The 19,249-nt window shown below is 69.5% G+C and carries 32 protein-coding genes; 30 read left to right on the top strand and 2 right to left on the bottom strand.

The window, feature by feature from the left end; all coding sequences use genetic code 11:
* From DOO78_RS28420 to rplQ, 28 genes are all read left to right on the top strand, one after another.
* On the top strand, nt 1-102 hold a 102-nt coding region (locus DOO78_RS28420; protein ID WP_133258031.1), incomplete at its 5' end, for an EF-Tu C-terminal domain-related protein.
* A 27-nt stretch (nt 103-129) separates the two neighbouring features.
* Nucleotides 130-438 (top strand): 30S ribosomal protein S10, encoded by a 309-nt coding sequence (gene rpsJ, locus DOO78_RS12510; protein WP_007004401.1) that lies wholly within the window; start codon nt 130-132, stop codon nt 436-438.
* A gap of 22 nt (nt 439-460) precedes the next feature.
* The gene (gene rplC / locus DOO78_RS12505) at nt 461-1,180 is read left to right on the top strand and encodes a 50S ribosomal protein L3 (protein ID WP_111470111.1); all 720 of its coding nucleotides are present in this window, start codon (nt 461-463) and stop codon (nt 1,178-1,180) included.
* A 12-nt stretch (nt 1,181-1,192) separates the two neighbouring features.
* Nucleotides 1,193-1,813 (top strand): 50S ribosomal protein L4, encoded by a 621-nt coding sequence (rplD, locus tag DOO78_RS12500; RefSeq protein WP_111470110.1) that lies wholly within the window; start codon nt 1,193-1,195, stop codon nt 1,811-1,813.
* Entirely contained in the window at nt 1,810-2,133 is a 324-nt protein-coding gene (locus DOO78_RS12495) for a 50S ribosomal protein L23 (protein ID WP_111470109.1), read from the top strand. The genes rplD and DOO78_RS12495 overlap by 4 nt, the downstream gene beginning before the upstream one ends.
* 4 nt (nt 2,134-2,137) lie before the next feature.
* Entirely contained in the window at nt 2,138-2,974 is an 837-nt protein-coding gene (gene rplB, locus DOO78_RS12490; protein WP_111470108.1) for a 50S ribosomal protein L2, read from the top strand.
* Nucleotides 2,975-2,979: 5 nt separating this feature from the next.
* Entirely contained in the window at nt 2,980-3,258 is a 279-nt protein-coding gene (gene rpsS, locus DOO78_RS12485) for a 30S ribosomal protein S19 (RefSeq protein ID WP_111470107.1), read from the top strand.
* 4 nt (nt 3,259-3,262) lie between these two features.
* Nucleotides 3,263-3,664, top strand: coding sequence for a 50S ribosomal protein L22 (rplV, locus tag DOO78_RS12480; RefSeq protein WP_111470106.1), 402 nt, complete (start codon nt 3,263-3,265; stop codon nt 3,662-3,664).
* Nucleotide 3,665: 1 nt separating this feature from the next.
* A complete protein-coding gene (rpsC, locus tag DOO78_RS12475; RefSeq protein WP_111470105.1) occupies nt 3,666-4,343 on the top strand; it encodes a 30S ribosomal protein S3 in 678 nt (225 codons plus the stop codon).
* Between the two features lie 13 nt (nt 4,344-4,356).
* Entirely contained in the window at nt 4,357-4,776 is a 420-nt protein-coding gene (rplP, locus tag DOO78_RS12470; RefSeq protein ID WP_111470104.1) for a 50S ribosomal protein L16, read from the top strand.
* A gap of 4 nt (nt 4,777-4,780) precedes the next feature.
* A complete protein-coding gene (gene rpmC / locus DOO78_RS12465; RefSeq protein ID WP_111470103.1) occupies nt 4,781-4,996 on the top strand; it encodes a 50S ribosomal protein L29 in 216 nt (71 codons plus the stop codon).
* A 16-nt stretch (nt 4,997-5,012) separates the two neighbouring features.
* A complete protein-coding gene (rpsQ, locus tag DOO78_RS12460) occupies nt 5,013-5,288 on the top strand; it encodes a 30S ribosomal protein S17 (protein WP_111470102.1) in 276 nt (91 codons plus the stop codon).
* Between the two features lie 12 nt (nt 5,289-5,300).
* Nucleotides 5,301-5,669: a 50S ribosomal protein L14 gene (rplN, locus tag DOO78_RS12455; RefSeq protein WP_111470101.1), complete on the top strand. Its 369-nt coding sequence runs from the start codon at nt 5,301-5,303 to the stop codon at nt 5,667-5,669.
* 4 nt (nt 5,670-5,673) lie between these two features.
* Nucleotides 5,674-5,994, top strand: a complete 321-nt coding sequence (gene rplX, locus DOO78_RS12450) for a 50S ribosomal protein L24 (RefSeq protein ID WP_111470100.1) — start codon at nt 5,674-5,676, stop codon at nt 5,992-5,994.
* Complete coding sequence (gene rplE / locus DOO78_RS12445; protein ID WP_111470099.1) at nt 5,991-6,656, top strand: 50S ribosomal protein L5; 666 nt, start codon at nt 5,991-5,993, stop codon at nt 6,654-6,656. The genes rplX and rplE overlap by 4 nt, the downstream gene beginning before the upstream one ends.
* A 56-nt stretch (nt 6,657-6,712) precedes the next feature.
* Nucleotides 6,713-7,018, top strand: coding sequence for a 30S ribosomal protein S14 (gene rpsN / locus DOO78_RS12440; protein WP_111470098.1), 306 nt, complete (start codon nt 6,713-6,715; stop codon nt 7,016-7,018).
* A gap of 12 nt (nt 7,019-7,030) precedes the next feature.
* Nucleotides 7,031-7,429, top strand: coding sequence for a 30S ribosomal protein S8 (rpsH, locus tag DOO78_RS12435; protein ID WP_111470097.1), 399 nt, complete (start codon nt 7,031-7,033; stop codon nt 7,427-7,429).
* A gap of 14 nt (nt 7,430-7,443) precedes the next feature.
* Entirely contained in the window at nt 7,444-7,977 is a 534-nt protein-coding gene (gene rplF / locus DOO78_RS12430) for a 50S ribosomal protein L6 (protein ID WP_111470096.1), read from the top strand.
* On the top strand, nt 7,977-8,339 hold the full coding sequence (gene rplR / locus DOO78_RS12425; RefSeq protein ID WP_111470095.1) for a 50S ribosomal protein L18: 363 nt from the start codon (nt 7,977-7,979) through the stop codon (nt 8,337-8,339). Before rplF ends, rplR begins: the two co-directional genes overlap by 1 nt.
* A gap of 12 nt (nt 8,340-8,351) precedes the next feature.
* Nucleotides 8,352-8,999, top strand: coding sequence for a 30S ribosomal protein S5 (rpsE, locus tag DOO78_RS12420; protein ID WP_111470094.1), 648 nt, complete (start codon nt 8,352-8,354; stop codon nt 8,997-8,999).
* Nucleotides 8,992-9,180 (top strand): 50S ribosomal protein L30, encoded by a 189-nt coding sequence (rpmD, locus tag DOO78_RS12415; protein WP_111470093.1) that lies wholly within the window; start codon nt 8,992-8,994, stop codon nt 9,178-9,180. Before rpsE ends, rpmD begins: the two co-directional genes overlap by 8 nt.
* Nucleotide 9,181: 1 nt before the next feature.
* Nucleotides 9,182-9,673 carry a 50S ribosomal protein L15 gene (rplO, locus tag DOO78_RS12410; protein WP_111470092.1) on the top strand — a complete coding sequence of 164 codons (492 nt, stop codon included), beginning with the start codon at nt 9,182-9,184 and terminating at the stop codon, nt 9,671-9,673.
* Nucleotides 9,674-9,867: 194 nt separating this feature from the next.
* Nucleotides 9,868-11,226 carry a preprotein translocase subunit SecY gene (gene secY / locus DOO78_RS12405; protein ID WP_111470091.1) on the top strand — a complete coding sequence of 453 codons (1,359 nt, stop codon included), beginning with the start codon at nt 9,868-9,870 and terminating at the stop codon, nt 11,224-11,226.
* 158 nt (nt 11,227-11,384) lie between these two features.
* On the top strand, nt 11,385-12,047 hold the full coding sequence (locus DOO78_RS12400; protein WP_111470090.1) for an adenylate kinase: 663 nt from the start codon (nt 11,385-11,387) through the stop codon (nt 12,045-12,047).
* Nucleotides 12,048-12,265: 218 nt separating this feature from the next.
* Nucleotides 12,266-12,643: a 30S ribosomal protein S13 gene (gene rpsM / locus DOO78_RS12395; protein WP_111470089.1), complete on the top strand. Its 378-nt coding sequence runs from the start codon at nt 12,266-12,268 to the stop codon at nt 12,641-12,643.
* A 1-nt stretch (nt 12,644) separates the two neighbouring features.
* Nucleotides 12,645-13,046: a 30S ribosomal protein S11 gene (rpsK, locus tag DOO78_RS12390; RefSeq protein ID WP_111470088.1), complete on the top strand. Its 402-nt coding sequence runs from the start codon at nt 12,645-12,647 to the stop codon at nt 13,044-13,046.
* Between the two features lie 40 nt (nt 13,047-13,086).
* Nucleotides 13,087-14,103: a DNA-directed RNA polymerase subunit alpha gene (locus DOO78_RS12385; protein WP_243634521.1), complete on the top strand. Its 1,017-nt coding sequence runs from the start codon at nt 13,087-13,089 to the stop codon at nt 14,101-14,103.
* 76 nt (nt 14,104-14,179) lie between these two features.
* Nucleotides 14,180-14,605 carry a 50S ribosomal protein L17 gene (gene rplQ, locus DOO78_RS12380; protein WP_111470086.1) on the top strand — a complete coding sequence of 142 codons (426 nt, stop codon included), beginning with the start codon at nt 14,180-14,182 and terminating at the stop codon, nt 14,603-14,605.
* 95 nt (nt 14,606-14,700) lie between these two features.
* Here the strand turns inward: rplQ and DOO78_RS12375 are convergent, their stop codons facing one another.
* A complete protein-coding gene (locus DOO78_RS12375; RefSeq protein WP_111470085.1) occupies nt 14,701-15,576 on the bottom strand; it encodes a DMT family transporter in 876 nt (291 codons plus the stop codon).
* A 4-nt stretch (nt 15,577-15,580) separates the two neighbouring features.
* On the bottom strand, nt 15,581-16,546 hold the full coding sequence (locus DOO78_RS12370; RefSeq protein ID WP_111470084.1) for a Bug family tripartite tricarboxylate transporter substrate binding protein: 966 nt from the start codon (nt 16,544-16,546) through the stop codon (nt 15,581-15,583).
* Nucleotides 16,547-16,608: 62 nt separating this feature from the next.
* Between DOO78_RS12370 and DOO78_RS12365 the strand changes: the two genes are divergently transcribed.
* Both DOO78_RS12365 and DOO78_RS12360 read left to right on the top strand, forming a co-directional pair.
* Complete coding sequence (locus tag DOO78_RS12365) at nt 16,609-17,586, top strand: cyclase family protein (protein WP_165838864.1); 978 nt, start codon at nt 16,609-16,611, stop codon at nt 17,584-17,586.
* Nucleotides 17,587-17,798: 212 nt separating this feature from the next.
* A complete protein-coding gene (locus DOO78_RS12360) occupies nt 17,799-19,247 on the top strand; it encodes an AAA family ATPase (RefSeq protein ID WP_111470082.1) in 1,449 nt (482 codons plus the stop codon).
* Nucleotides 19,248-19,249: the final 2 nt, after the last annotated feature.

Genomic DNA, 19,249 nt, shown 5'->3' with positions numbered 1-19,249 from the left:
GAGCTGATCGCCCCCATCGCCATGGACCAGGGCCTGCGCTTCGCCATCCGCGAGGGCGGCCGCACCGTCGGCGCCGGCGTCGTCGCCGGCATCACGAAGTAAGACCAGGCAAGGTTGGGTCCGTCTCCCATGGACAGCCAGAATATTCGCATCCGCCTCAAGGCGTTCGATCACCGCGTGCTGGACGGCAGCACGCGGGAGATCGTCAACACCGCGAAGCGGACCGGCGCACGGGTGCGCGGGCCCATCCCGCTGCCGACCGAGATCGAGCGCTTCACCGTCAACCGCTCGCCGCACGTCGACAAGAAGTCGCGCGAGCAGTTCGAGATCCGCACGCATCGCCGCCTGCTGGACATCGTCGACCCCACCCCGCAGACCGTGGACGCGCTGATGAAGCTCGACCTGGCCGCGGGCGTGGACGTCGAGATCAAGCTCTGAGCGGTTGGGGGAGTAGTTCGCCATGGCCGCCAAGACCGGCCGCACCGGCCTGATCGCCAGGAAGCTGGGCATGACCCGGCTGTTCAAGGACGATGGCAGCACGGTGCCGGTCACCGTCCTGCATCTGGACGATGTGCGTGTGATCGCCCGCCGCAATGCGGAGAAGGATGGCTATGACGCCGTCCAGCTCGGCATCGGCCGCGCGAAGCCGAAGAACGTGACCCGCGCCAATCGTGGGCATTTTGCCAAGGCTGGCGTCGAGGCGCCGCTGAAGGTGGTGGAATTCCGCGTCGGTGCCGATGCGGCGGTGGAGCCGGGCGTCCGGCTGGACGGGGCGCATTTCGTCGCCGGCCAGAAGGTTGACGTCACGGGCGTCAGCAAGGGCAAGGGCTTCGCCGGTGCGATGAAGCGCTGGAACTTCGCCGGCCTCGAGGCGTCGCACGGCGTCTCCATCAGCCATCGCTCGCATGGCTCGACCGGCAACCGCCAGGATCCGGGCAAGACCTTCAAGAACAAGAAGATGGCGGGCCATCTCGGCCAGGAGCGCGTCACCACCCAGAATCTGGAAGTGGCGGGCCATGACCTCGAGAAGGGCCTGCTGCTCATCAAGGGGGCCGTGCCGGGCTCGAAGGGCACCTATGTGCTGGTGCGCGACGCGGTGAAGCGTGCGCGCCACGCCGATGCGCCCTTCCCGGCAGGCATTGCCTCGAACGCGCCGGCCTCGCCGGACGCCGGGGCCTGAGGATAAAGAACGATGCAGGTTCCGGTCATCACGCTGGATAACGGCTCGGCAGGCGAGATCGAGCTGCCGGAGGCGCTGTTTGCCGCCGCGCCCCGCCCCGACATCATGGCGCGCGTCGTGCACTGGCAGTTGGCCAAGCGCCGTGCCGGCACGCACAAGGTGAAGGGGATGGGCGAGGTCTCCGGCACGACCAAGAAGCCCTATCGCCAGAAGGGCACCGGCAATGCCCGCCAGGGCTCGCTGCGGGCGCCGCAGTTCCGCACCGGCGGCGTCGTGCACGGCCCGGTCGTGCGCGACCACGGCTACTCGCTGAACAAGAAGGTCCGCCGGCTTGGCCTGATCTCGGCGCTCAGCCAGAAGGCGGCCGACGGCAAGCTGGTGGTGCTCGACACCGCCTCCGCCGGCGCGACGCCGAAGACCGGCGCCCTTGCGAAGCAGGTGAAGGCGCTCGGCTGGAAGTCCGCGCTGGTGGTCGATGCGCAGGTCGACGAGGGCTTCGGCCGCGTCGTCCGCAACCTGCCGCATGTGCAGGTGCTGCCGACCATCGGCGCCAATGTCTACGACATCCTCAAGCACGACGTGCTCGCGGTGACGCGCGCCGGTCTCGAGGCCCTGAAGGAGCGCCTGGCATGAGCGAGGCCGTGACGCGCCCGCTCCTCTCCAAGGAGCGGATGTACCAGACCATTCTGGCGCCGCTGGTGACGGAGAAGGCGACCGCTCTCTCCGAGCAGAACCAGTTCGCCTTCCGCGTTGCCATCGACGCCACCAAGCCGGAGATCAAGGCGGCGGTCGAAGGGCTGTTCGGCGTGAAGGTGCTGGCCGTCAACACGCTGGTGGTCAAGGGCAAGGCGAAGCGCTTCCGGGGCCGCCCGGGCCAGCGCTCGGACTGGAAGAAGGCGATGGTCAAGCTGGCCGAAGGCCAGAGCATCGACCTCACGACGGGACTCGCGTGACGCCATGGCTCTGAAGAATTTCAACCCGGTCACCCCGAGCCTGCGCGGGACCATTCTCGTCAAGCGCGACGAGCTCTGGAAGGGCGCGCCGGTCAAGCAGCTTACCGAGGGCAAGCACTCCTCGGGCGGCCGCAACAACCATGGCCGCACCACGGTGCGGTTCCGGGGCGGCGGACACAAGCAGACCTACCGGATCGTCGACTTCAAGCGTCGCACGAAGCTCGGCGTCGCGGCGACGGTGGAGCGGCTGGAATACGACCCGAACCGCACTGCCTGGATCGCGCTGCTGAAGTATGCCGATGGCGAGCTGGCCTATATCATCGCGCCGCAGCGCCTGAAGGCGGGCGACCAGGTCGTGGCGGCCGAACGGGCGGACATCAAGCCAGGCAATGCCATGCCGATGGCCGCCATCCCGGTCGGCACCATCATCCACAATGTGGAGATGAAGCCGGGCGCCGGCGGCAAGATCGCGCGCTCCGCCGGCACCTATGTGCAGCTGGTCGGCAAGGATGCCGGCTATGCGCAGATCAAGCTGATGTCGGGCGAGCTCCGCACGGTTCGCGCCGAGTGCATGGCGACGATCGGTGCCGTGTCCAACCCGGACAACTCCAACCAGCAGATCGGCAAGGCCGGTCGCTCCCGCTGGCTGGGCCGCCGCCCGCACAACCGCGGTGTCGTCATGAACCCGGTCGACCATCCGCATGGCGGTGGTGAGGGCCGGACCAGCGGTGGTCGCCATCCGGTGACGCCCTGGGGCAAGCCGACCAAGGGTGCGAAGACGCGCAACAACAAGCGGACCGACCGGCTCATCATCCGGCGCCGCCACGCGACGAAGGGCTGATCGCGATGCCGCGCAGCGTATGGAAGGGGCCGTTCGTCGACGGCTACCTGCTCAACAAGGCGGAGGCCGCTCGGGCTTCGACGCGCAACGAGATCATCCGGATCTGGTCGCGTCGCAGCACGATCCTGCCGCAGTTCGTCGGCCTGACCTTCGGGGTCTACAACGGGAAGAAGTTCATCCCGGTGCAGGTCTCCGAGAATATGGTCGGCCACAAATTCGGCGAGTTCTCGCCGACGCGGACCTTCTCGGGCCATAGCGGCGACAAGAAGGCGAAGCGGGGCTGATCCGATGAGCAAGCCGAAGCACGAGCGCTCGCTCGCCGAGACCGAGGCGCAGGCCGTGACGCGCAACATCCGCGTCTCGCCGCGCAAGCTGAGCCTGGCCGCGGGGCTGATCCGCGGCCGGGCCGCCTCCGATGCCGTGGCGACGCTGACCTTCAGCAAGCGCCGCATCGCGCAGACGGTGAAGAAGACGCTGGAGAGCGCGATCGCCAACGCGGAGAACAACCACCAGCTGGACGTCGATCAGCTCGTGGTCGCCCGCGTCGAGGTCGGCCGGTCCCAGGTGATGAAGCGCTTCCACGCCCGCGGCCGCGGCCGCGCCGCCCGGGTCGAGAAGTGGTTCAGCCACCTGACGATCGTCGTGGCGGAGCAGCAGGCCGCTGCCCCGGCCGAGCAGGAGGCCGCGTAACATGGGTCACAAAGTCAATCCGATCGGCTTCCGTCTCGGCATCAACCGGACCTGGGACAGCCGCTGGTTCGCCGATGCGGACTATTCGAAGCTGCTGCACGAGGACCTGAAGCTCCGCGACAAGCTGCGCACCCGCCTGAAGGGCGCGGGCGTCAGCCGCGTGGTCATCGAGCGCCCGGCCAAGAAGCCGCGCGTGACGATCCATGCCGCGCGCCCGGGCGTCGTCATCGGCAAGAAGGGCGCCGACATCGAGGTTCTGCGCAAGGACCTGGCACGGCTTGCCGGGGCCGAGGTGTCGCTGAACATCGTCGAGATCCGCAAGCCCGAGATCGACGCGACGCTGGTGGCCGAGAACATCGCCCAGCAGCTCGAGCGCCGGGTGGCCTTCCGCCGCGCCATGAAGCGCGCGGTGCAGAGCGCCATGCGCCTCGGCGCCGGCGGCATCCGGATCAACTGCTCCGGGCGTCTCGGCGGGGCCGAGATTGCGCGCATGGAGTGGTACCGCGAGGGGCGCGTGCCGCTGCACACGCTCCGCGCGGACATCGATTTCGGCACGGCGACGGCGAAGACCACCTACGGCACCTGCGGCGTGAAGGTCTGGATCTTCAAGGGCGAGATCCTGGCGCACGACCCGATGGCGCAGGACAAGCGCGCCGCCGAACAGGCGCCGCAGCGCTGAGGGATAGAGTGAGATGCTGCAACCCAAGCGCACGACGTTTCGCAAGGCCCATAAGGGCCGGATCAAGGGCATCGCCAAGGGCGGCTTCACGCTGTCCTTCGGCGGCTTCGGCCTGAAGGCGTTGGAGCCGGAGCGGGTGACCGCCCGTCAGATCGAGGCGGCGCGCCGCGCGATCACCCGCGCCATGAAGCGCCAGGGCCGCGTCTGGATCCGCATCTTCCCCGACGTCCCGGTCTCGACCAAGCCGGCCGAGGTCCGCATGGGCTCGGGCAAGGGCGCGCCGGAATACTGGGTGGCACGGATCAAGCCGGGCCGCATCATGTTCGAGATCGACGGTGTGTCCGTCGACACCGCCAAGGAGGCGCTGACGCTCGGCGCCGCCAAGCTGCCGATCAAGACCAAGATCGTGCAGCGCCTCGGCGCGGAGGCTTGAAGTCATGACCAAGATCGCCGACATCCGCGCCAAGACCGCGGATGAGCTGCAGGCGGAGCTCCTCGATCTGCGGAAGGAGCAGTTCAACCTGCGTTTCCAGCGCGCGACCGGCCAGCTTGAGGCTACCGGCCGCGTCCGGGTGGTGCGCCGCGACATCGCGCGCATCAAATTCGTCCTGTCCGAGCGCAAGCGCTCGGCAGCATCCCAACCCAAGGCTTAAGGGGAGACCGGCGGCGATGCCGAAGCGAGTCCTCACGGGCCGGGTGGTCAGCGACAAGATGGACAAGACGGTCACCGTTCTTGTCGAGCGTCGCGTGATGCACCCGCTCTACAAGAAGTTCATCCGGCGCTCGAAGCGCTATGCCGCGCATGACGAGGCCAACCTGTGCAAGGAAGGCGACGTGGTGCAGATCGAGGAGTGCCCGCCGATCTCCAAGCGCAAGGCTTGGACGGTGGTGGGGCGCAACGGCCAGCCGCTCGCCGAGCCGGCGTCGGCCCCCGTGCAGGTCTGAGGGAGGGAGCAGATGATCCATCCCGAGACCAACCTCGACGTCGCGGACAACTCCGGTGCGCGCCGCGTCCAGTGCATCAAGGTGCTGGGCGGCTCCAAGCGGAAGACCGCGAGCGTGGGCGACATCATCGTCGTCTCCGTGAAGGAGGCGATCCCGCGCGCCAAGGTGAAGAAGGGCGAGGTGCATCGCGCCGTCATCGTCCGCACCGCCTATCCGGTGCGGCGCGTGGACGGCACGGCGATCCGCTTCGACAACAACGCCGCGGTGCTGATCAACAAGCAGGGCGAGCCGATCGGCACCCGCATCTTCGGGCCGGTGGTGCGCGAGCTGCGGGCGCGGAAGTACATGAAGATCATCTCGCTGGCGCCGGAGGTCCTGTAAGGCCATGGCCGCGAAGATCAAGAAGGGCGACCGGGTCCAGGTCCTGACGGGCCGGGACAAGGGCAAGCGCGGCGAGGTCATCGCCGTGATGCCCACCGAGAGCCGTGCCCTGGTGCAGGGCGTGAACATGGTGAAGCGCCACCGCAAGCCGCAGGGCATCAACCAGCCCGGCGGCATCCAGGAGAAGGAGGCGCCGATCCACCTCTCCAACCTGGCGCTGATCGATCCGAAGTCCGACAAGCCGACCCGCGTGGGCTTCCGGCTTCTGGAGGACGGCAAGAAGGTCCGCGTGGCGAGGCCCTCGGGCGAGGTGCTTGACGCATGAGCGACACGAAGAAGAAGGCCGGCGGCAAGGCCGAGGCCCCGAAGCGCTCCGAGGGCGGCGAGGGCCGCACGCAGGCGATCGCCGCCAAGGCCGGCAAGGCCGCGGCGGCGCCGGCGGAGAAGCCGCGCCTGGCGCAGCACTACCTCGAGGTGATCCGCGCCGAGCTCACGAAGGAGTTCGGCTACGGCAACCCGATGGAAGTGCCGAAGCTCGAGAAGATCGTCATCAACATGGGCGTGGGCGAGGCGGCGGGCGACCAGAAGAAGCTCGACGCGGCGGTTGCGGACCTGACGGCGATCTCCGGCCAGAAGCCGGTGCGGACCAAGGCGAAGAAGGCGATCGCCGGCTTCAAGATCCGCGAAGGCCAGGCCATCGGCTGCAAGGTGACGCTCCGCAAGGCGCGGATGTACGAGTTCCTCGATCGTCTGGTGACCGTGGCGCTGCCGCGTGTCCGCGACTTCCGTGGGATTCCGGGCAATCGCGGCTTCGACGGCCGGGGCAACTATGCCATGGGCCTGAAGGAGCAGATCGTGTTCCCCGAGATCAACTATGACCGGGTGGACACGGTGCGTGGCATGGACATTCAGTTCGTCACCACGGCGAAGACCGACAAGGAAGCGAAGGCGCTGCTGAAGGCGTTCCAGCTTCCTTTCCAGAACTGATCTTGGAAGACCGCCCGGGCCAAGGCCCGGGAGCAGGTTCCGGAGGATAGAACCGCATGGCCAAGACTTCGGCAGTCGAGAAGAACAAGCGCCGCGCGAAGCTCGCCGCGACGCATGCTTCGAAGCGCGCCACGCTGAAGGGCATCGTGATGGACCGCAGCCTGCCGGTTGAGGATCGCTTCGACGCGACCCTCAAGCTGGCGCAGCTGCCGCGCAACGGCGCGAAGGTGCGCGTGCGCCTGCGTTGCGAACTCACCGGCCGCCCGCGCGGCAATTACCGCAAGTTCAAGCTCAGCCGGAACATGCTGCGGGAACTGGCCAATACTGGCCAGATCCCCGGCCTGACCAAGGCGAGCTGGTAAGGAGGGCTGGCCATGTCGCTGTCCGATCCGCTCGGGGACATGCTCACCCGTATCCGCAACGCCCAGCGGGCCCGGCAGACGCGCTGCGTCGCCCCGGCCAGCCGGCTGCGGACCGATGTGCTCGAGGTCCTGAAGCGCGAAGGCTATATCCGGGCCTGGCGCGTCGAGGAGCTGCGCCCCGGCGTGAGCAACATCGAGATCGAGCTGAAGTATTCCGAAGGCGAGCCCGCGATCAAGGAGATCACCCGCGTCTCCAAGCCGGGCCGCCGGGTCTACTCGAAGATCCGCGAGCTGCCGAAATTCTACAACGGTCTCGGCATCTCCATCCTGTCCACGCCCCGCGGCGTGATGAGCGATAACGAGGCCCGCGTCGCCAATGTCGGCGGCGAGGTCCTCTGCCGCGTGTTCTGAGGGAGGGGCAGAGAATGTCGCGCGTCGGCAAGTATCCCGTCCCGGTCCCGGCCGGCGTCCAGGTGGCGCTGCAGGGGCGGACCCTCGTCGCCAAGGGCAAGAACGGGGAGCTCAAGCTCGACCTCACGGATGACGTGGATGTCGAGGTCGCGGCCAACCAGGTGGCGGTGTCGCCGCGGCGGGACGACCGCCGCAGCCGCACCATGTGGGGCACCACCCGCAGCCTGATCAACGGCATGGTCACCGGCGTCTCCACCGGCTTCACCAAGTCGATGGAGATCACCGGCACCGGCTACCGCGCCGCGGTCCAGGGCAAGGACCTGGTCCTCGCCCTCGGCTTCAGCCATGAGGTGCGCTACCCGATCCCGCCCGGGATCAGCATCGTCTGCGAGCGGCCGACCGCCATCAAGGTGAGCGGCGCCGACAAGCAGCGGGTCGGCCAGGTGGCTGCCGAGATCCGGGCCTATCGCGGTCCCGAGCCCTACAAGGGCAAGGGCGTGCGCTACGACAACGAAGTCATCCTCCGGAAGGAGGGTAAGAAGAAGTAATGGCCCAGAAGCTCGCACTGCAGCAGCGCCGGCGCAGCCGGCTGCGCTATCAGCTGAAGCTGAAGTCCGGCGGCCGGCCGCGGCTCTCCGTCTTCCGCTCCGGTCGGCACATCTATGCGCAGGTGATCGACGATGCCGGGGGGCGCACCCTCGCTTCGGCCTCGACGCTCGAGAAGGAGCTGCGCGAGAGCCTGAAGACCGGGGCGGACAAGGATGCCGCCGTGGTCGTCGGCAAGCGCGTGGCCGAGCGCGCGATCGCCGCCGGCGTCACGGCCGTGGTCTTCGACCGCGGGCCCTACCTGTACCATGGCCGGGTCAAGGCCCTGGCCGACGCCGCCCGCGAGGGCGGGCTGTCGTTCTGAGGATCCGATACTATGGCACGTGAACCGAGGGGCGGTGGCGGCGAGCATGGCGGCGAGGGCGGCGACCGTCGCCGCGGCCGCGGCCGTGACCGCGAGCGGGACAACCGGCAGGAGCGGCAGGACGGCGACGAGCTGAAGGACAAGCTCGTCACCATCAACCGCGTCGCCAAGGTGGTGAAGGGCGGCCGGCGCTTCAGCTTCGCGGCCCTAGTCGTCGTCGGCGACCAGAAGGGCCGGGTGGGCTGGGGCGCGGGCAAGGCCCGCGAGGTGCCGGAGGCGATCCGCAAGGCCACCGAGCAGGCGAAGCGGACCATGATCCGCGTGCCGATGCGCGAGGGCCGGACCCTGCATCACGACGTGATCGGCGAGTTCGGCGCCGGCCGGGTCATCCTGCGGGCGGCGCCGGCGGGCACCGGCATCATCGCCGGCGGCCCGATGCGCGCGGTGTTCGAGACGCTCGGCATGGGCGATGTCGTCGCCAAGTGCACCGGCTCGACCAACCCGCACAACATGATCAAGGCGACCTTCGCGGCGCTGACGCGCTCGACCAGCCCGCGCTCGGTCGCGGCGCGGCGCGGCAAGAAGGTCTCGGACCTGCTCGGGCCGCGCAAGGATGCGCCGGCGGCCGAGGCCGCGGCGGCGGAGGCTCCGAATGTCTGACCAGAAGAAGACCGTCAAGGTGACCCAGACCGGGTCGCCGATCGGCCGCAAGCCGGGTCAGCGCGAGACGCTGATCGGCCTCGGCCTCAACAAGATGCATCGCACGCGGGAGCTGGAGGACACGCCGGCGGTCCGCGGCATGATCCGCAAGGTGGCCCACCTGCTGAAGGTGGGGGACTGACATGAAGCTCAACGAACTGCGCGACAACCCGGGCGCCCGGTACAAGGCCAAGCGCCTCGGCCGCGGCATCGGCTCGGGCAAGGGCAAGACCTCCGGCAAGGGCGTGAAGGGCCAGAAGGCGCGCGAGGGCGTGTCGCTGAACGGCTTCGAAGGCGGCCAGCTGCCGATCTACCGGCGCCTGCCGAAGCGGGGCTTCGTCAACATCTTCCGCAAGGAATATGCGCCGCTGAACCTCGGGGCGCTCGACCGCGCCATCGAGTCCGGCCGGCTGCCGGCGGGCGAGCCGATCGACGAGGCGAAGCTGCGCGAGGCGGGGGTGGTCCGCACCGGCACCCGTCTCGCCGGCGTCCGTCTGCTCGGCCAGGGCGAGATCAAGCATGCGGTGACGATCACCGTCTCCGGCGCCTCTGCCACCGCGATCGCGGCGGTGCAGGCGGCGGGCGGCACGGTGACCTTGCTGAACACGCCCGCCGAGGCGCCGGCCGAAGGCTGAGGCGGCGCCGCCCGGGCTGCCACCGGCGTGTCGCGGGGCCTGCCGATAGGCGGGCGCCGCGTGCGGCCTTGGCATCCTGCTTGCCGCCCCGGGGGGCGGGGGCTACCTAGTCAGGGAATCGTGGCAGCGGCGCCACGGCCAGGGAGGCATCCCTGGTTGCGGGCGCCGCAGCCGTGTGGAGGGTTCGCAATCCCATGGCCTCCGCCGCCGAACAACTCGCGGCCAATCTCAACCTCGGCGTCCTGTCCAAGGCCACCGAGCTCAAGAAGCGCATCTGGTTCACCCTGGGCGCGCTGATCGTCTACCGTCTCGGCACCTATGTGCCGGTGCCCGGCGTGGATGCTGCCGTGATGGGCGAGATCCTGGCCCAGCACGGCGGCGGCATCCTCGGCATGTTCGACATGTTCACCGGCGGCGCCCTCGGCCGCATGACGGTGTTCGCGCTGAACATCATGCCCTACATCTCGGCCAGCATCATCATCCAGCTGATGTCGGCCGCCGTCCCGCAGCTCGAGACCCTGAAGAAGGAAGGTGAGTCGGGCCGCAAGAAGCTCAACCAGTACACCCGCTACCTCACCGTCCTCATCGCCATGTTCCAGGCCTGGGGCATCGCGGTCGGGCTGGAGAGCATGCGCGGCAGCTTCGGCGCGGCGGTGCACGAGCCGGGCATGTTCTTCCGCCTCTCCTGCGTCATCACGCTGGTCGGCGGCACCATGTTCCTGATGTGGCTGGGCGAGCAGATCACCGCCCGCGGCGTCGGCAACGGCATCTCGCTCATCATCTTCGCCGGCATCGTCGCCAACCTGCCGCACGCCCTGGTCTCGACGCTCGAGCTCGGCCGGACCGGCGCCCTCTCGACCGTCTTCATCATCTTTTTCCTGCTGGTGGCGCTGGCGGTCATCGCCTTCGTCGTCTTCATGGAGCGGGCGCAGCGGCGGATCCCGGTGCAGTACCCCAAGCGCCAGGTCGGCAACCGCATGTTCGGCGGCGAATCGACGCATCTGCCGCTCAAGCTGAACACCGCCGGCGTCATCCCTCCGATCTTCGCCTCCTCCCTCCTGCTGCTGCCCGCGACCGTCGCGGGCTTCGCCGCCGACCCGACGCAGGAGGGCATCCTGCAGACGGTGTCGAACGCGCTGGCGCATGGCAGGCCGCTCTACATGGCGCTCTACATGGCGCTGATCATCTTCTTCGCCTTCTTCTACACCGCGGTGGTCTTCAACCCGGTGGAGACGGCGGACAACCTGAAGAAGTATGGCGGCTTCGTCCCCGGCATCCGGCCCGGGCAGAACACGGCGGACTATTTCGACCGCGTGCTGACGCGGCTGACCGCTGTCGGCGCGCTCTATCTCTGCCTGGTCTGCATCCTGCCGGAGATCCTGATCAGCAATTACGGCGTGCCCTTCTATTTCGGCGGCACCTCCCTGCTGATCATCGTCTCGGTCACCATGGACACGGTGGCGCAGGTCCAGTCGCATCTCTTCGCCCATCAGTATGAGGGACTGATCCGCAAGGCCCGGCTGGGCGGGCGGGGGGCGCCGCGGGTCCGGTAGCGGAGCGGCCGGCCCGCAGACGCCTGGATCCGCGAAGCCATGTGAGCGGATTATGGTCTAGGATCGGGCGGAGACGGGCTGGCGGCGTCAGGGCGGCCCCGCGGCGGTTGGATGGCGCGGCTGCCTCTGTGGCCGCGCGATGATGGGGGAAGACGGGTATGAACCTGATCCTGCTGGGCCCACCTGGCGCCGGCAAAGGGACCCAGGCGAAACGCCTGGAGGATCGTTACGGCCTCAAGCAAGTTTCCACCGGCGACATGCTGCGCGCCGAGGTCCGCTCGGGCAGCGAGATCGGCCAGCAGGCGAAGGCGATCATGGAGCGGGGCGAGCTGGTGCCCGATGCCATCATCATCGCCATGCTGGCGGCCCGCGTGTCCATGCCGGACCTGGCGCAGGGCTTCATCCTGGACGGCTTCCCGCGCACGGTGCCGCAGGCCGAGGCACTGGACCTGGTGCTGAAGGAAAAGGCCATGCCGCTCGAGCACGTCATCGAGCTGCAGGTGGACGATGCAGCCCTGGTCGAGCGCATCTCCGGCCGCTTCACCTGCGCCAAATGCGGCGAGGGCTATCACGACAGCTTCAAGCGTCCCGGTACCGAGGGTGTCTGCGACCAATGCGGCAGCACCGAGTTCAGCCGCCGCGCGGACGACAATGCCGCGACCGTCGCCTCCCGGCTCGAGGCCTATCACCGGCAGACAGCGCCGCTGCTGCCCTACTACGCCTCCAAGGGCATCCTGCGGGTGGTCGATGGCATGGCCGAGATGGATGAGGTCGGGCGGCAGATCGAGGCCATCCTTGGGCCCCTGCCGCGGAAACCCTAGTCGGCGCCCCGCCGCCGGCAGGCGGATTGGGGTTGACGGGGAGGGGAGCGTGGCTATAGTCCGCGCCTCCCGCGGGCAGGGGTGGCCTTTGGACCTCCCTGGCCGCGCTTAGCCGTTCGTCGGTTCAACGAAGATCACCTCGCCGGTCGGGCGCGGGGGCCAGGGTGGCCCCGCTCCGCCGGTGTCGAGCAGGAGCGACAGGCTCCAGGAGCTGAGCAGTGGCGCGCATCGCCGGTGTCAACATTCCCACGAACAAGCGCGTGCCGATCTCGCTGCGCTACATCTACGGCATCGGGCCGAAGAACGCGCTCGACATTTGCCATGCCCTCGGCATCCCGGAGGAGCGCCGCGTCAACCAGCTGACGGATGAGGAGATCCTCAAGATCCGTGAGCTGATCGACCGCGAATACCGGGTCGAAGGCGATCTGCGTCGCGAAGTGGCGATGAACATCAAGCGCTTGATGGACATGGCCTGCTATCGCGGCCTCCGTCACCGCAGGGGGCTGCCGGTCCGCGGCCAGCGCACCCACACCAATGCCCGCACCCGCAAGGGCAAGGCCGTGCCGATCGCCGGCAAGAAGAAGGTGACGAAGTAAGATGGCTCGCGAACCCCGCGGCGGCTCCCGCGCGCCGCGCAAGAAGGAGCGCAAGAACATCGCCACCGGCGTGGCGCATGTGCTGGCCTCCTTCAACAACACCATCGTGACGATCACGGACGCCCAGGGCAACGCGATCGCCTGGTCGTCCTCGGGCAGCCAGGGCTTCAAGGGCAGCCGGAAGTCCACGCCCTATGCGGCGCAGGTGGCCGCCGAGGATGCGGGCCGTAAGGCGCGCGAGCACGGCATGGAGCAGCTCGAGATCATGGTCAGCGGGCCGGGCTCGGGGCGCGAGTCGGCGCTGCGGGCGCTGCAGGCGGTCGGCTTCTATGTCACCGCGATCCGCGACGTGACGCCGATCCCGCACAACGGCTGCCGTCCCCGCAAGCGTCGCCGGGTTTGAGGCGGCGCGGAACCGGGAAGGGGGCCGCAAGGAGATGCAGGTGATCGAGAGGAATTGGCGGTCGCTGATTCGTCCGGAGAAGCTCGAGGTCGATGCCGGGGCGGATCCGGAGCGCGTCGCGACCATCGTGGCCGAGCCGCTGGAGCGCGGCTTCGGCATGACGCTGGGCAATGCGCTGCGCCGCGTGCTGCTGTCCTCGCTGCAGGGTGCGGCCGTGACCGCCATCCGCATCGACGGCGTGCTGCATGAGTTCAGCAGCATCCAGGGCGTGCGCGAGGACGTTACCGACCTCGTCCTCAACGTGAAGCAGCTTGCCATCCGGATGCAGGGCGAGGGGCCGAAGCGGCTCCAGCTCAACGCGACCGGCCCGGGCGAGGTGACGGCCGGCCAGATCCAGACGACGGGCGATATCGAGGTCGCCAACCCCGACCTGGTGATCTGCACGCTCGACGACGGTGCCAAGCTGTCGATGGAGCTGACGGTCAACACCGGCAAGGGCTATGTCCCGGCCTCGCAGAACCGGCCCGAGGATGCGCCGATCGGCCTGATCCCGGTCGATGCGATCTACTCGCCGGTGCGCCGCGTCGCCTATCGCGTCGAGCCGACCCGCGTCGGCCAGGTGACCGACTACGACAAGCTCGTCCTGAACGTCGAGACGGACGGCACGGTGGCGCCCGAGGATGCGGTGGCGCTCGCCGCCCGCATCCTGCAGGACCAGCTGCAGCTCTTCATCAACTTCGACGAGCCGCGCGAGCGCAAGGTGGAGGAGGAGCGGGACGACCTGCCCTTCAACCGCAACCTGCTCCGCAAGGTCGATGAGCTCGAATTGTCGGTCCGCTCGGCGAACTGCCTGAAGAACGACAACATCGTCTACATCGGCGACCTGGTGCAGAAGACGGAGCAGGAGATGCTCCGCACGCCGAATTTCGGCCGCAAGTCGCTGAACGAGATCAAGGAGGTCCTCGCCTCCATGGGGCTCGGCCTCGGGATGACCGTCACGGGCTGGCCGCCGGAGAATATCGAGGACTTGGCCAAGAAGCTGGAAGAGCCGTTCTGAGAGGAACGGCGCCTTCCGGCGCCACGATATGTTCGATGAGTGAGCCGCTCCGCCGGCAACCTGGGAACTGGGAAAAATGCGTCACGGACTTGCCGGCCGGAAGCTCGGCGTCACCTCCGCCCACCGGATCGCCATGTTCCGCAACATGGCGACCAGCCTGCTGAAGCACGAGCAGATCACCACCACCTTGCCGAAGGCGAAGGAGCTGCGCCCCTATGTGGAGCGCATCATCACCCTCGGCAAGCGCGGCGGCCTGCATGCGCGGCGCCAGGCCTACGCCCAGATCATGGACGAGAAGGTGGTGGACAAGCTCTTCACCACCATCGCCGAGCGCTACAAGGTCCGCAACGGCGGCTATACCCGGGTGCTGAAGGCCGGCATGCGCTATGGCGATGCCGCGACCATGGCGGTGATCGAGCTGGTGGACCGCGACGTCGCGGCGAAGGGCCAGGATAGCGGCCCGAAGCCCGAGGTGGCGGAGGAGGAGCAGGCGGCAGCCTGATCCCCGGCTCCGCTGCGGAGCATGGATGAGCGGAACGGGGCGGCAGGGCAACCTGCCGTCCCGTTCTGCATGCGGGGCCGGCGCGGCGGCCGGCCTCAGCCGCGCCACTGCTCGCGGTAGAGCAGAAGCCCCGCGCCGACGATGAGCGCGGCGCCGGCCAGCATCTCCAGGCCCGGCAGGTCGCCCCAGACCAGCCAGCCGAAGAGCGCCGCCCAGAGCAGGAAGCTGTACTGGTAGGGCACCACCACCGAGGCCGGCGCCAGCTTCAGCGCCCGGGTCACGCCGACATGGCCGAGCGTCGCCGCCAAGCCGAGCAGCAGCAGCAGGGCGAGGTCCGTCGCATCGGGCGTGCGCCAGCCGCCGGCGCCGAGCAGCGCCAGGCCGAGGGCGAGCCCGCCGAGCATCTGGAAGGTGGCGAGCAGCACGTCCGGCGTCGCCCGCAATTGCCGGCTGCAAAGCAGGAAGAGCGCATAGAGCAGCGCGCCGCCGAGCGCGACCAGGGAGGGCAGCAGCGGCCCGGTGAAATCCGCGCCGAGCGCGATGGCGACGCCGGCGAAGCCGAGCAGCACCAGGGCGCCGCGCCGCGCATCCACCCGCTCGCCGAGCAGCAGCGCCGACAGCCCCGCCACCATGACCGGCGCCGCCATCCAGTAGGTCATGGCATCGGCGAGCGGCATATGGCCGACCGACCAGTAGAAGCAGCTTGCCTCGCCGGCGCCGAGGGCGACGCGCAGGGCTTGCAGCCCCGGCCGCTCCGCCCGGAAGCGCGCCGCCCGCAGCCGGCGCCAGGCGAGCGGCGAGAGGGCGGCGAGCGCGGCGAGGCTGCGTAGCACCAACACCTGCCCGACCGCATAGCTGGCGACCAGCCATTTGCCGAGCACGTCGTTGAGCGAGAAGAGCAGCACCGCCGCGAGCATCAGCAGGATGCCGGCGGCCTGGCCGCGCGGCGCCGGGCCGCTGTCGAAGGGCATGGGGTCAGTCCAGCCGGATGCCGGCCTCGCGGACCAGCGTCGCCATCTGCTCGCGGCCCTCGCGGACGAAGCGCGCGAACTCAGCCGGTGCGCTGCCCACCGGCACGGCGCCGATCTGCGCCAGGCGCTGCTTCACGCCCTCCTCGGCGAGGGCCGCGGCCAGCGCCTGGTGCAGCCTGGCCGTGATCGGCGGCGGCAGGTCGTACGGCCCGAACAGCGCCGCCCATTCGTTGGAATCGAAGCCGGGATAGCCGCTCTCGGCCAGGGTCGGGACATCGGGGCGGCTCGGGATGCGGGCCAGCGTCGTCGCCGCGAGGAAGCGGGCGCGACCGCTGTCGACGATGGGCCCGGCGCTGACCGTGGTGATGAAGACGGCGTCGATCGAGCCGGCGGCCAGGTCGCGCGCCGCCTCCGCCCCGCCACGATAGGGGGCGTGGATCACCTCGATGCCGGCGCGGCGGCAGAATTGCAGCAGCCCGATATGCCCGGCGGTCGCGTTGCCTTGGGTGCCGACGCTGATCGTGCCGGGCTTCGCCTTCGCCAGGGCGACGAACTCCGCGACGCTGCGGGCCGGGAAATCCTGCTTCACCGCCAGCACGCCGGGGAAGGTGACGACCAGGGAGACCGAGGTGAAGCGGGCATAGTCGAAGGGCAGGCCCTTCATCAGCGCCGGGTTCACCAGATGCGAGGAGGCATCCCAGAGCAGGGTGTAGCCATCCGGCGCCGCCTGGGCCACCGCGGCGCCGCCGACGCTGCCGCTGGCGCCGGTGCGGTTCTCAACCACGATGCTCTGGCCGAGGCGTTGCCCCATGGCCGGGGTGATGGCCCGTGCCGCGCTGTCGGCGGCGCCGCCGGCGGCGAAGGGCACCACCAGGCGAATCGGCCGATTCGGCCAATCCTCGGCCCGGGCGGGCAGGGCAAGGAGCGAGGCAGCGGCGCCCCAGAGCAGGCCGCGGCGTGTTGCATGCATTGTGGCGTTCCCCTGATGGCGGCACGATCCCGCCATCACACGCCGGCGATATGAGGCCAGACATGCCCCCGCGCTATGACGAATTGCCGCGTCCCGATGACGGATCCGGCCTGCCTCTCGCCTGGGGCGTCTGGGGGCCGGGGGACGAGATCGGCACGCTGAACCGCATCACCGATGCGACGGTGGCCGCCGCCGCCGCCGAGATCCGCGAGGGCCGGCGCTTCAACCTGAACCTGCCGCTGGATGAGCCCTTCGGTGCCACCACCCAGGGCAGCCATCGCCGCCGGACCGCGCCTCAGCCGACGCTGATCGCCGACGAGCAGCCTGGGCGGCTGATCCGCGACGACCGGCTCGACAGCTTCTGGCTGCAGGGCAGCACGCAATGGGACGGGCTGTCGCATTTCGCCGATCCCTATCATGGCTTCTACAACCACGCTCCGGTCAGCGCCGTGGTGCATGGGGCGGAAAGCCGCAACGGCATCGACAAGGCGCTCCGCCACGGCATCGCCGGCCGGGCGGTGCTGGCCGATCTGGCGCGGCATTTCGCCGCGACGGGACGGGACTGGGGGTCGCTCGGCGGCCGCCGGGCCTCGGCCGAGGAACTGGCCGGCTGCCTCGCCGCCCAGGGCGTGGCGCTGCGGCCGGGGGATATCCTGCTGGTCCGCACCGGCTGGCTGGCGGCGTTCCGCGCCGCGCCGGACGTCGATGCCCGCGACCACTTGATCCGCGGCACCAACAAGGGCCAGGATTACAGCGGCCTTTCGGGGGGCGAGGATATGTGGCGCTTCCTCTGGGACCAGGGCGTGGCCGCCACCTGCGCCGACAACCCGACGGTGGAGACTTGGCCTTATTTTCCCTGGAAGCCGACGCTGCATTGGGCGATCGCCCGGCTCGGCCTGGTGATCGGCGAGTTCTTCGATTTCGAGAGCCTGGCGGCGGACAGCGCCGCGACCGGCCGCTGGTCGAGCTTCTTCACGGCGGCGCCGCTGCATCTGCGCGGCGGCATCGGCTCGCCCGGGAATGCGCTGGCCATTCGTTGAGGCGATGCCGCCCGGATCCGGGCAGGCCGCGAGGCATTGTAACTGCCCTAGTCATTCCACATTCATTCTGTAGAATTGTATTCACAAACACATGATGAGCATGTTCTCTAGTCTCTCAATATCGTGAATTTGGGGAGCGCGCCTCGCCCGTGCCCGATACGCAAATCGATAGTCACGTCGCGCCCGCATCCGATGATCGCCAGAGCGCCGAGATGCCACCGCTGGGCTCGGCGCTGCTGTTCGGGGATGACAGGACGCCGCCGCTCTGGCTCTGGCTCGCCATCGAGCGGGAGGAGCTGGCGGCGCTCGAGACGGCGCTGCTCGACCATCTCCGCTCGCCGCTCTTTCCCTCCCGCATCGGCGAGGGGCCGTTGCAATCGGGCGATGATGCCGGGCTGCTGGAATTTGCGCTCCGCTTCGGCGCCATCGCCGGCCGCTTCGCCCAGGGCTCCGATCTCGTCCTCGCCGCGACCCGGATCGTGACCGAGCGCGGCGGGCCGCTGGCCCGACTCGGCGCGCTCGCCTGCGTCGAGGCTTTGCAGCACCGGCTGCATGCCGAGGCGCGCGGCCTCGGCGCCGCCGCGACCAACCCGGCGCGGCTGCGGCATTTCGTGCTCGCCAGCCGCCTGTCCGCCGATCTCTGGCTGCGCCATGTTCAGGGGCCGGAGGGTGGCCGGCCGTTGCAGCGGCGCCTGGCCGAGGCGCTGGGCCTGCCGACGACCGCCCCGGCGCCCGCCGCCCCGGCGGAACCGCCGCCCCCGCCGCCCAAGCCGGTGCGGAACGCGGTGCGGGTGCTGCAACCCTTCGAGCCGCCGAACGACCGCGTGGAATGGCTCTCCTACCAGCCGCTGACGGCGCCCATGCCGCTGCGCCAGGTGCCGCGCGATGCCGGGCGGCGGATCGAGGCGCTGGCCGGGCAGGCGCCGGCCTTCGCCGCGCCGCTGCAGGAGATCCGCCGCACCCTGGCGCTGGCCGCCCATGCCGGCCGCCCCTCGCCGCGGATCCGGCCGATCCTGCTGGTCGGTGCGCCCGGCATCGGCAAGACCTGGTTCGCCCGCCGGCTGGCCCAGGCTCTCGACCTGCCCTTCGCCAGCCTCAATCTCGGCGGCGCGACGGACAACCGCTGCCTGCAGGGCACCGCGCGCGGCTGGTCGGCGGCGACCCCGGCCTGGCCGGTCGCCGAACTGGCCCGGCTGCATGCCCCGAACCCGGTGCTCTTCCTCGACGAGGTCGAGAAGGCCGGGGGCCAGCGCGACAGCAATGGCCGGGCGCATGACACGCTGCTCGCCATGATCGAGTCGGAGAGCGCCGCCACCTGGTTCGACGAGTGCCTGCGCACGACGGCCGATCTGCGGCACGTGGTCTGGGTGATGGCGGCGAACGAGACGCGCGGCATCCCGGCGCCGCTGCTCTCCCGCCTGTCCGTCCATCATGTGCAGCCGCCGCCGCCCTCGGCCTTCGACGGCACCATGGCCGGGCTGCTGGCGGGCATCGCGGCGGATATCGGCTGCTCGGCGCCGGAATTGCCGATGCTCGGGCTGGAGGCGCGGCAGGCGCTGAAGCGGAGCTTCGCGCAGCACCGCAACCTCCGCCGGCTGCGGGCGCAGATCGAGGAATGCCTGGGCATCGCGGCCGAGGAGGCGCTGCAGGCCGCGCATTGACG

Source organism: Roseicella frigidaeris, assembly GCF_003258945.1.
Taxonomy (GTDB): Bacteria; Pseudomonadota; Alphaproteobacteria; order Acetobacterales; family Acetobacteraceae; genus Paracraurococcus; species Paracraurococcus frigidaeris.
The sequence above is the reverse complement of the archived record's forward strand: the minus strand, read 5'-3'. Positions and strand labels throughout refer to the sequence as shown.

Bases quoted from the DNA above. Each gene is read 5' to 3' on its own strand.
- rpsJ (WP_007004401.1), top strand. From the start codon at position 130: ATGGACAGCCAGAATATTCGCATCCGCCTCAAGGCGTTCGATCACCGC.
- rplC (WP_111470111.1), top strand. From the start codon at position 461: ATGGCCGCCAAGACCGGCCGCACCGGCCTGATCGCCAGGAAGCTGGGC.
- rplD (WP_111470110.1), top strand. From the start codon at position 1,193: ATGCAGGTTCCGGTCATCACGCTGGATAACGGCTCGGCAGGCGAGATC.
- DOO78_RS12495 (WP_111470109.1), top strand. From the start codon at position 1,810: ATGAGCGAGGCCGTGACGCGCCCGCTCCTCTCCAAGGAGCGGATGTAC.
- rplB (WP_111470108.1), top strand. From the start codon at position 2,138: ATGGCTCTGAAGAATTTCAACCCGGTCACCCCGAGCCTGCGCGGGACC.
- rpsS (WP_111470107.1), top strand. From the start codon at position 2,980: ATGCCGCGCAGCGTATGGAAGGGGCCGTTCGTCGACGGCTACCTGCTC.
- rplV (WP_111470106.1), top strand. From the start codon at position 3,263: ATGAGCAAGCCGAAGCACGAGCGCTCGCTCGCCGAGACCGAGGCGCAG.
- rpsC (WP_111470105.1), top strand. From the start codon at position 3,666: ATGGGTCACAAAGTCAATCCGATCGGCTTCCGTCTCGGCATCAACCGG.
- rplP (WP_111470104.1), top strand. From the start codon at position 4,357: ATGCTGCAACCCAAGCGCACGACGTTTCGCAAGGCCCATAAGGGCCGG.
- rpmC (WP_111470103.1), top strand. From the start codon at position 4,781: ATGACCAAGATCGCCGACATCCGCGCCAAGACCGCGGATGAGCTGCAG.
- rpsQ (WP_111470102.1), top strand. From the start codon at position 5,013: ATGCCGAAGCGAGTCCTCACGGGCCGGGTGGTCAGCGACAAGATGGAC.
- rplN (WP_111470101.1), top strand. From the start codon at position 5,301: ATGATCCATCCCGAGACCAACCTCGACGTCGCGGACAACTCCGGTGCG.
- rplX (WP_111470100.1), top strand. From the start codon at position 5,674: ATGGCCGCGAAGATCAAGAAGGGCGACCGGGTCCAGGTCCTGACGGGC.
- rplE (WP_111470099.1), top strand. From the start codon at position 5,991: ATGAGCGACACGAAGAAGAAGGCCGGCGGCAAGGCCGAGGCCCCGAAG.
- rpsN (WP_111470098.1), top strand. From the start codon at position 6,713: ATGGCCAAGACTTCGGCAGTCGAGAAGAACAAGCGCCGCGCGAAGCTC.
- rpsH (WP_111470097.1), top strand. From the start codon at position 7,031: ATGTCGCTGTCCGATCCGCTCGGGGACATGCTCACCCGTATCCGCAAC.
- rplF (WP_111470096.1), top strand. From the start codon at position 7,444: ATGTCGCGCGTCGGCAAGTATCCCGTCCCGGTCCCGGCCGGCGTCCAG.
- rplR (WP_111470095.1), top strand. From the start codon at position 7,977: ATGGCCCAGAAGCTCGCACTGCAGCAGCGCCGGCGCAGCCGGCTGCGC.
- rpsE (WP_111470094.1), top strand. From the start codon at position 8,352: ATGGCACGTGAACCGAGGGGCGGTGGCGGCGAGCATGGCGGCGAGGGC.
- rpmD (WP_111470093.1), top strand. From the start codon at position 8,992: ATGTCTGACCAGAAGAAGACCGTCAAGGTGACCCAGACCGGGTCGCCG.
- rplO (WP_111470092.1), top strand. From the start codon at position 9,182: ATGAAGCTCAACGAACTGCGCGACAACCCGGGCGCCCGGTACAAGGCC.
- secY (WP_111470091.1), top strand. From the start codon at position 9,868: ATGGCCTCCGCCGCCGAACAACTCGCGGCCAATCTCAACCTCGGCGTC.
- DOO78_RS12400 (WP_111470090.1), top strand. From the start codon at position 11,385: ATGAACCTGATCCTGCTGGGCCCACCTGGCGCCGGCAAAGGGACCCAG.
- rpsK (WP_111470088.1), top strand. From the start codon at position 12,645: ATGGCTCGCGAACCCCGCGGCGGCTCCCGCGCGCCGCGCAAGAAGGAG.
- rplQ (WP_111470086.1), top strand. From the start codon at position 14,180: ATGCGTCACGGACTTGCCGGCCGGAAGCTCGGCGTCACCTCCGCCCAC.
- DOO78_RS12375 (WP_111470085.1), bottom strand. From the start codon at position 15,576: ATGCCCTTCGACAGCGGCCCGGCGCCGCGCGGCCAGGCCGCCGGCATC.
- DOO78_RS12370 (WP_111470084.1), bottom strand. From the start codon at position 16,546: ATGCATGCAACACGCCGCGGCCTGCTCTGGGGCGCCGCTGCCTCGCTC.
- DOO78_RS12365 (WP_165838864.1), top strand. From the start codon at position 16,609: ATGCCCCCGCGCTATGACGAATTGCCGCGTCCCGATGACGGATCCGGC.
- DOO78_RS12360 (WP_111470082.1), top strand. From the start codon at position 17,799: ATGCCACCGCTGGGCTCGGCGCTGCTGTTCGGGGATGACAGGACGCCG.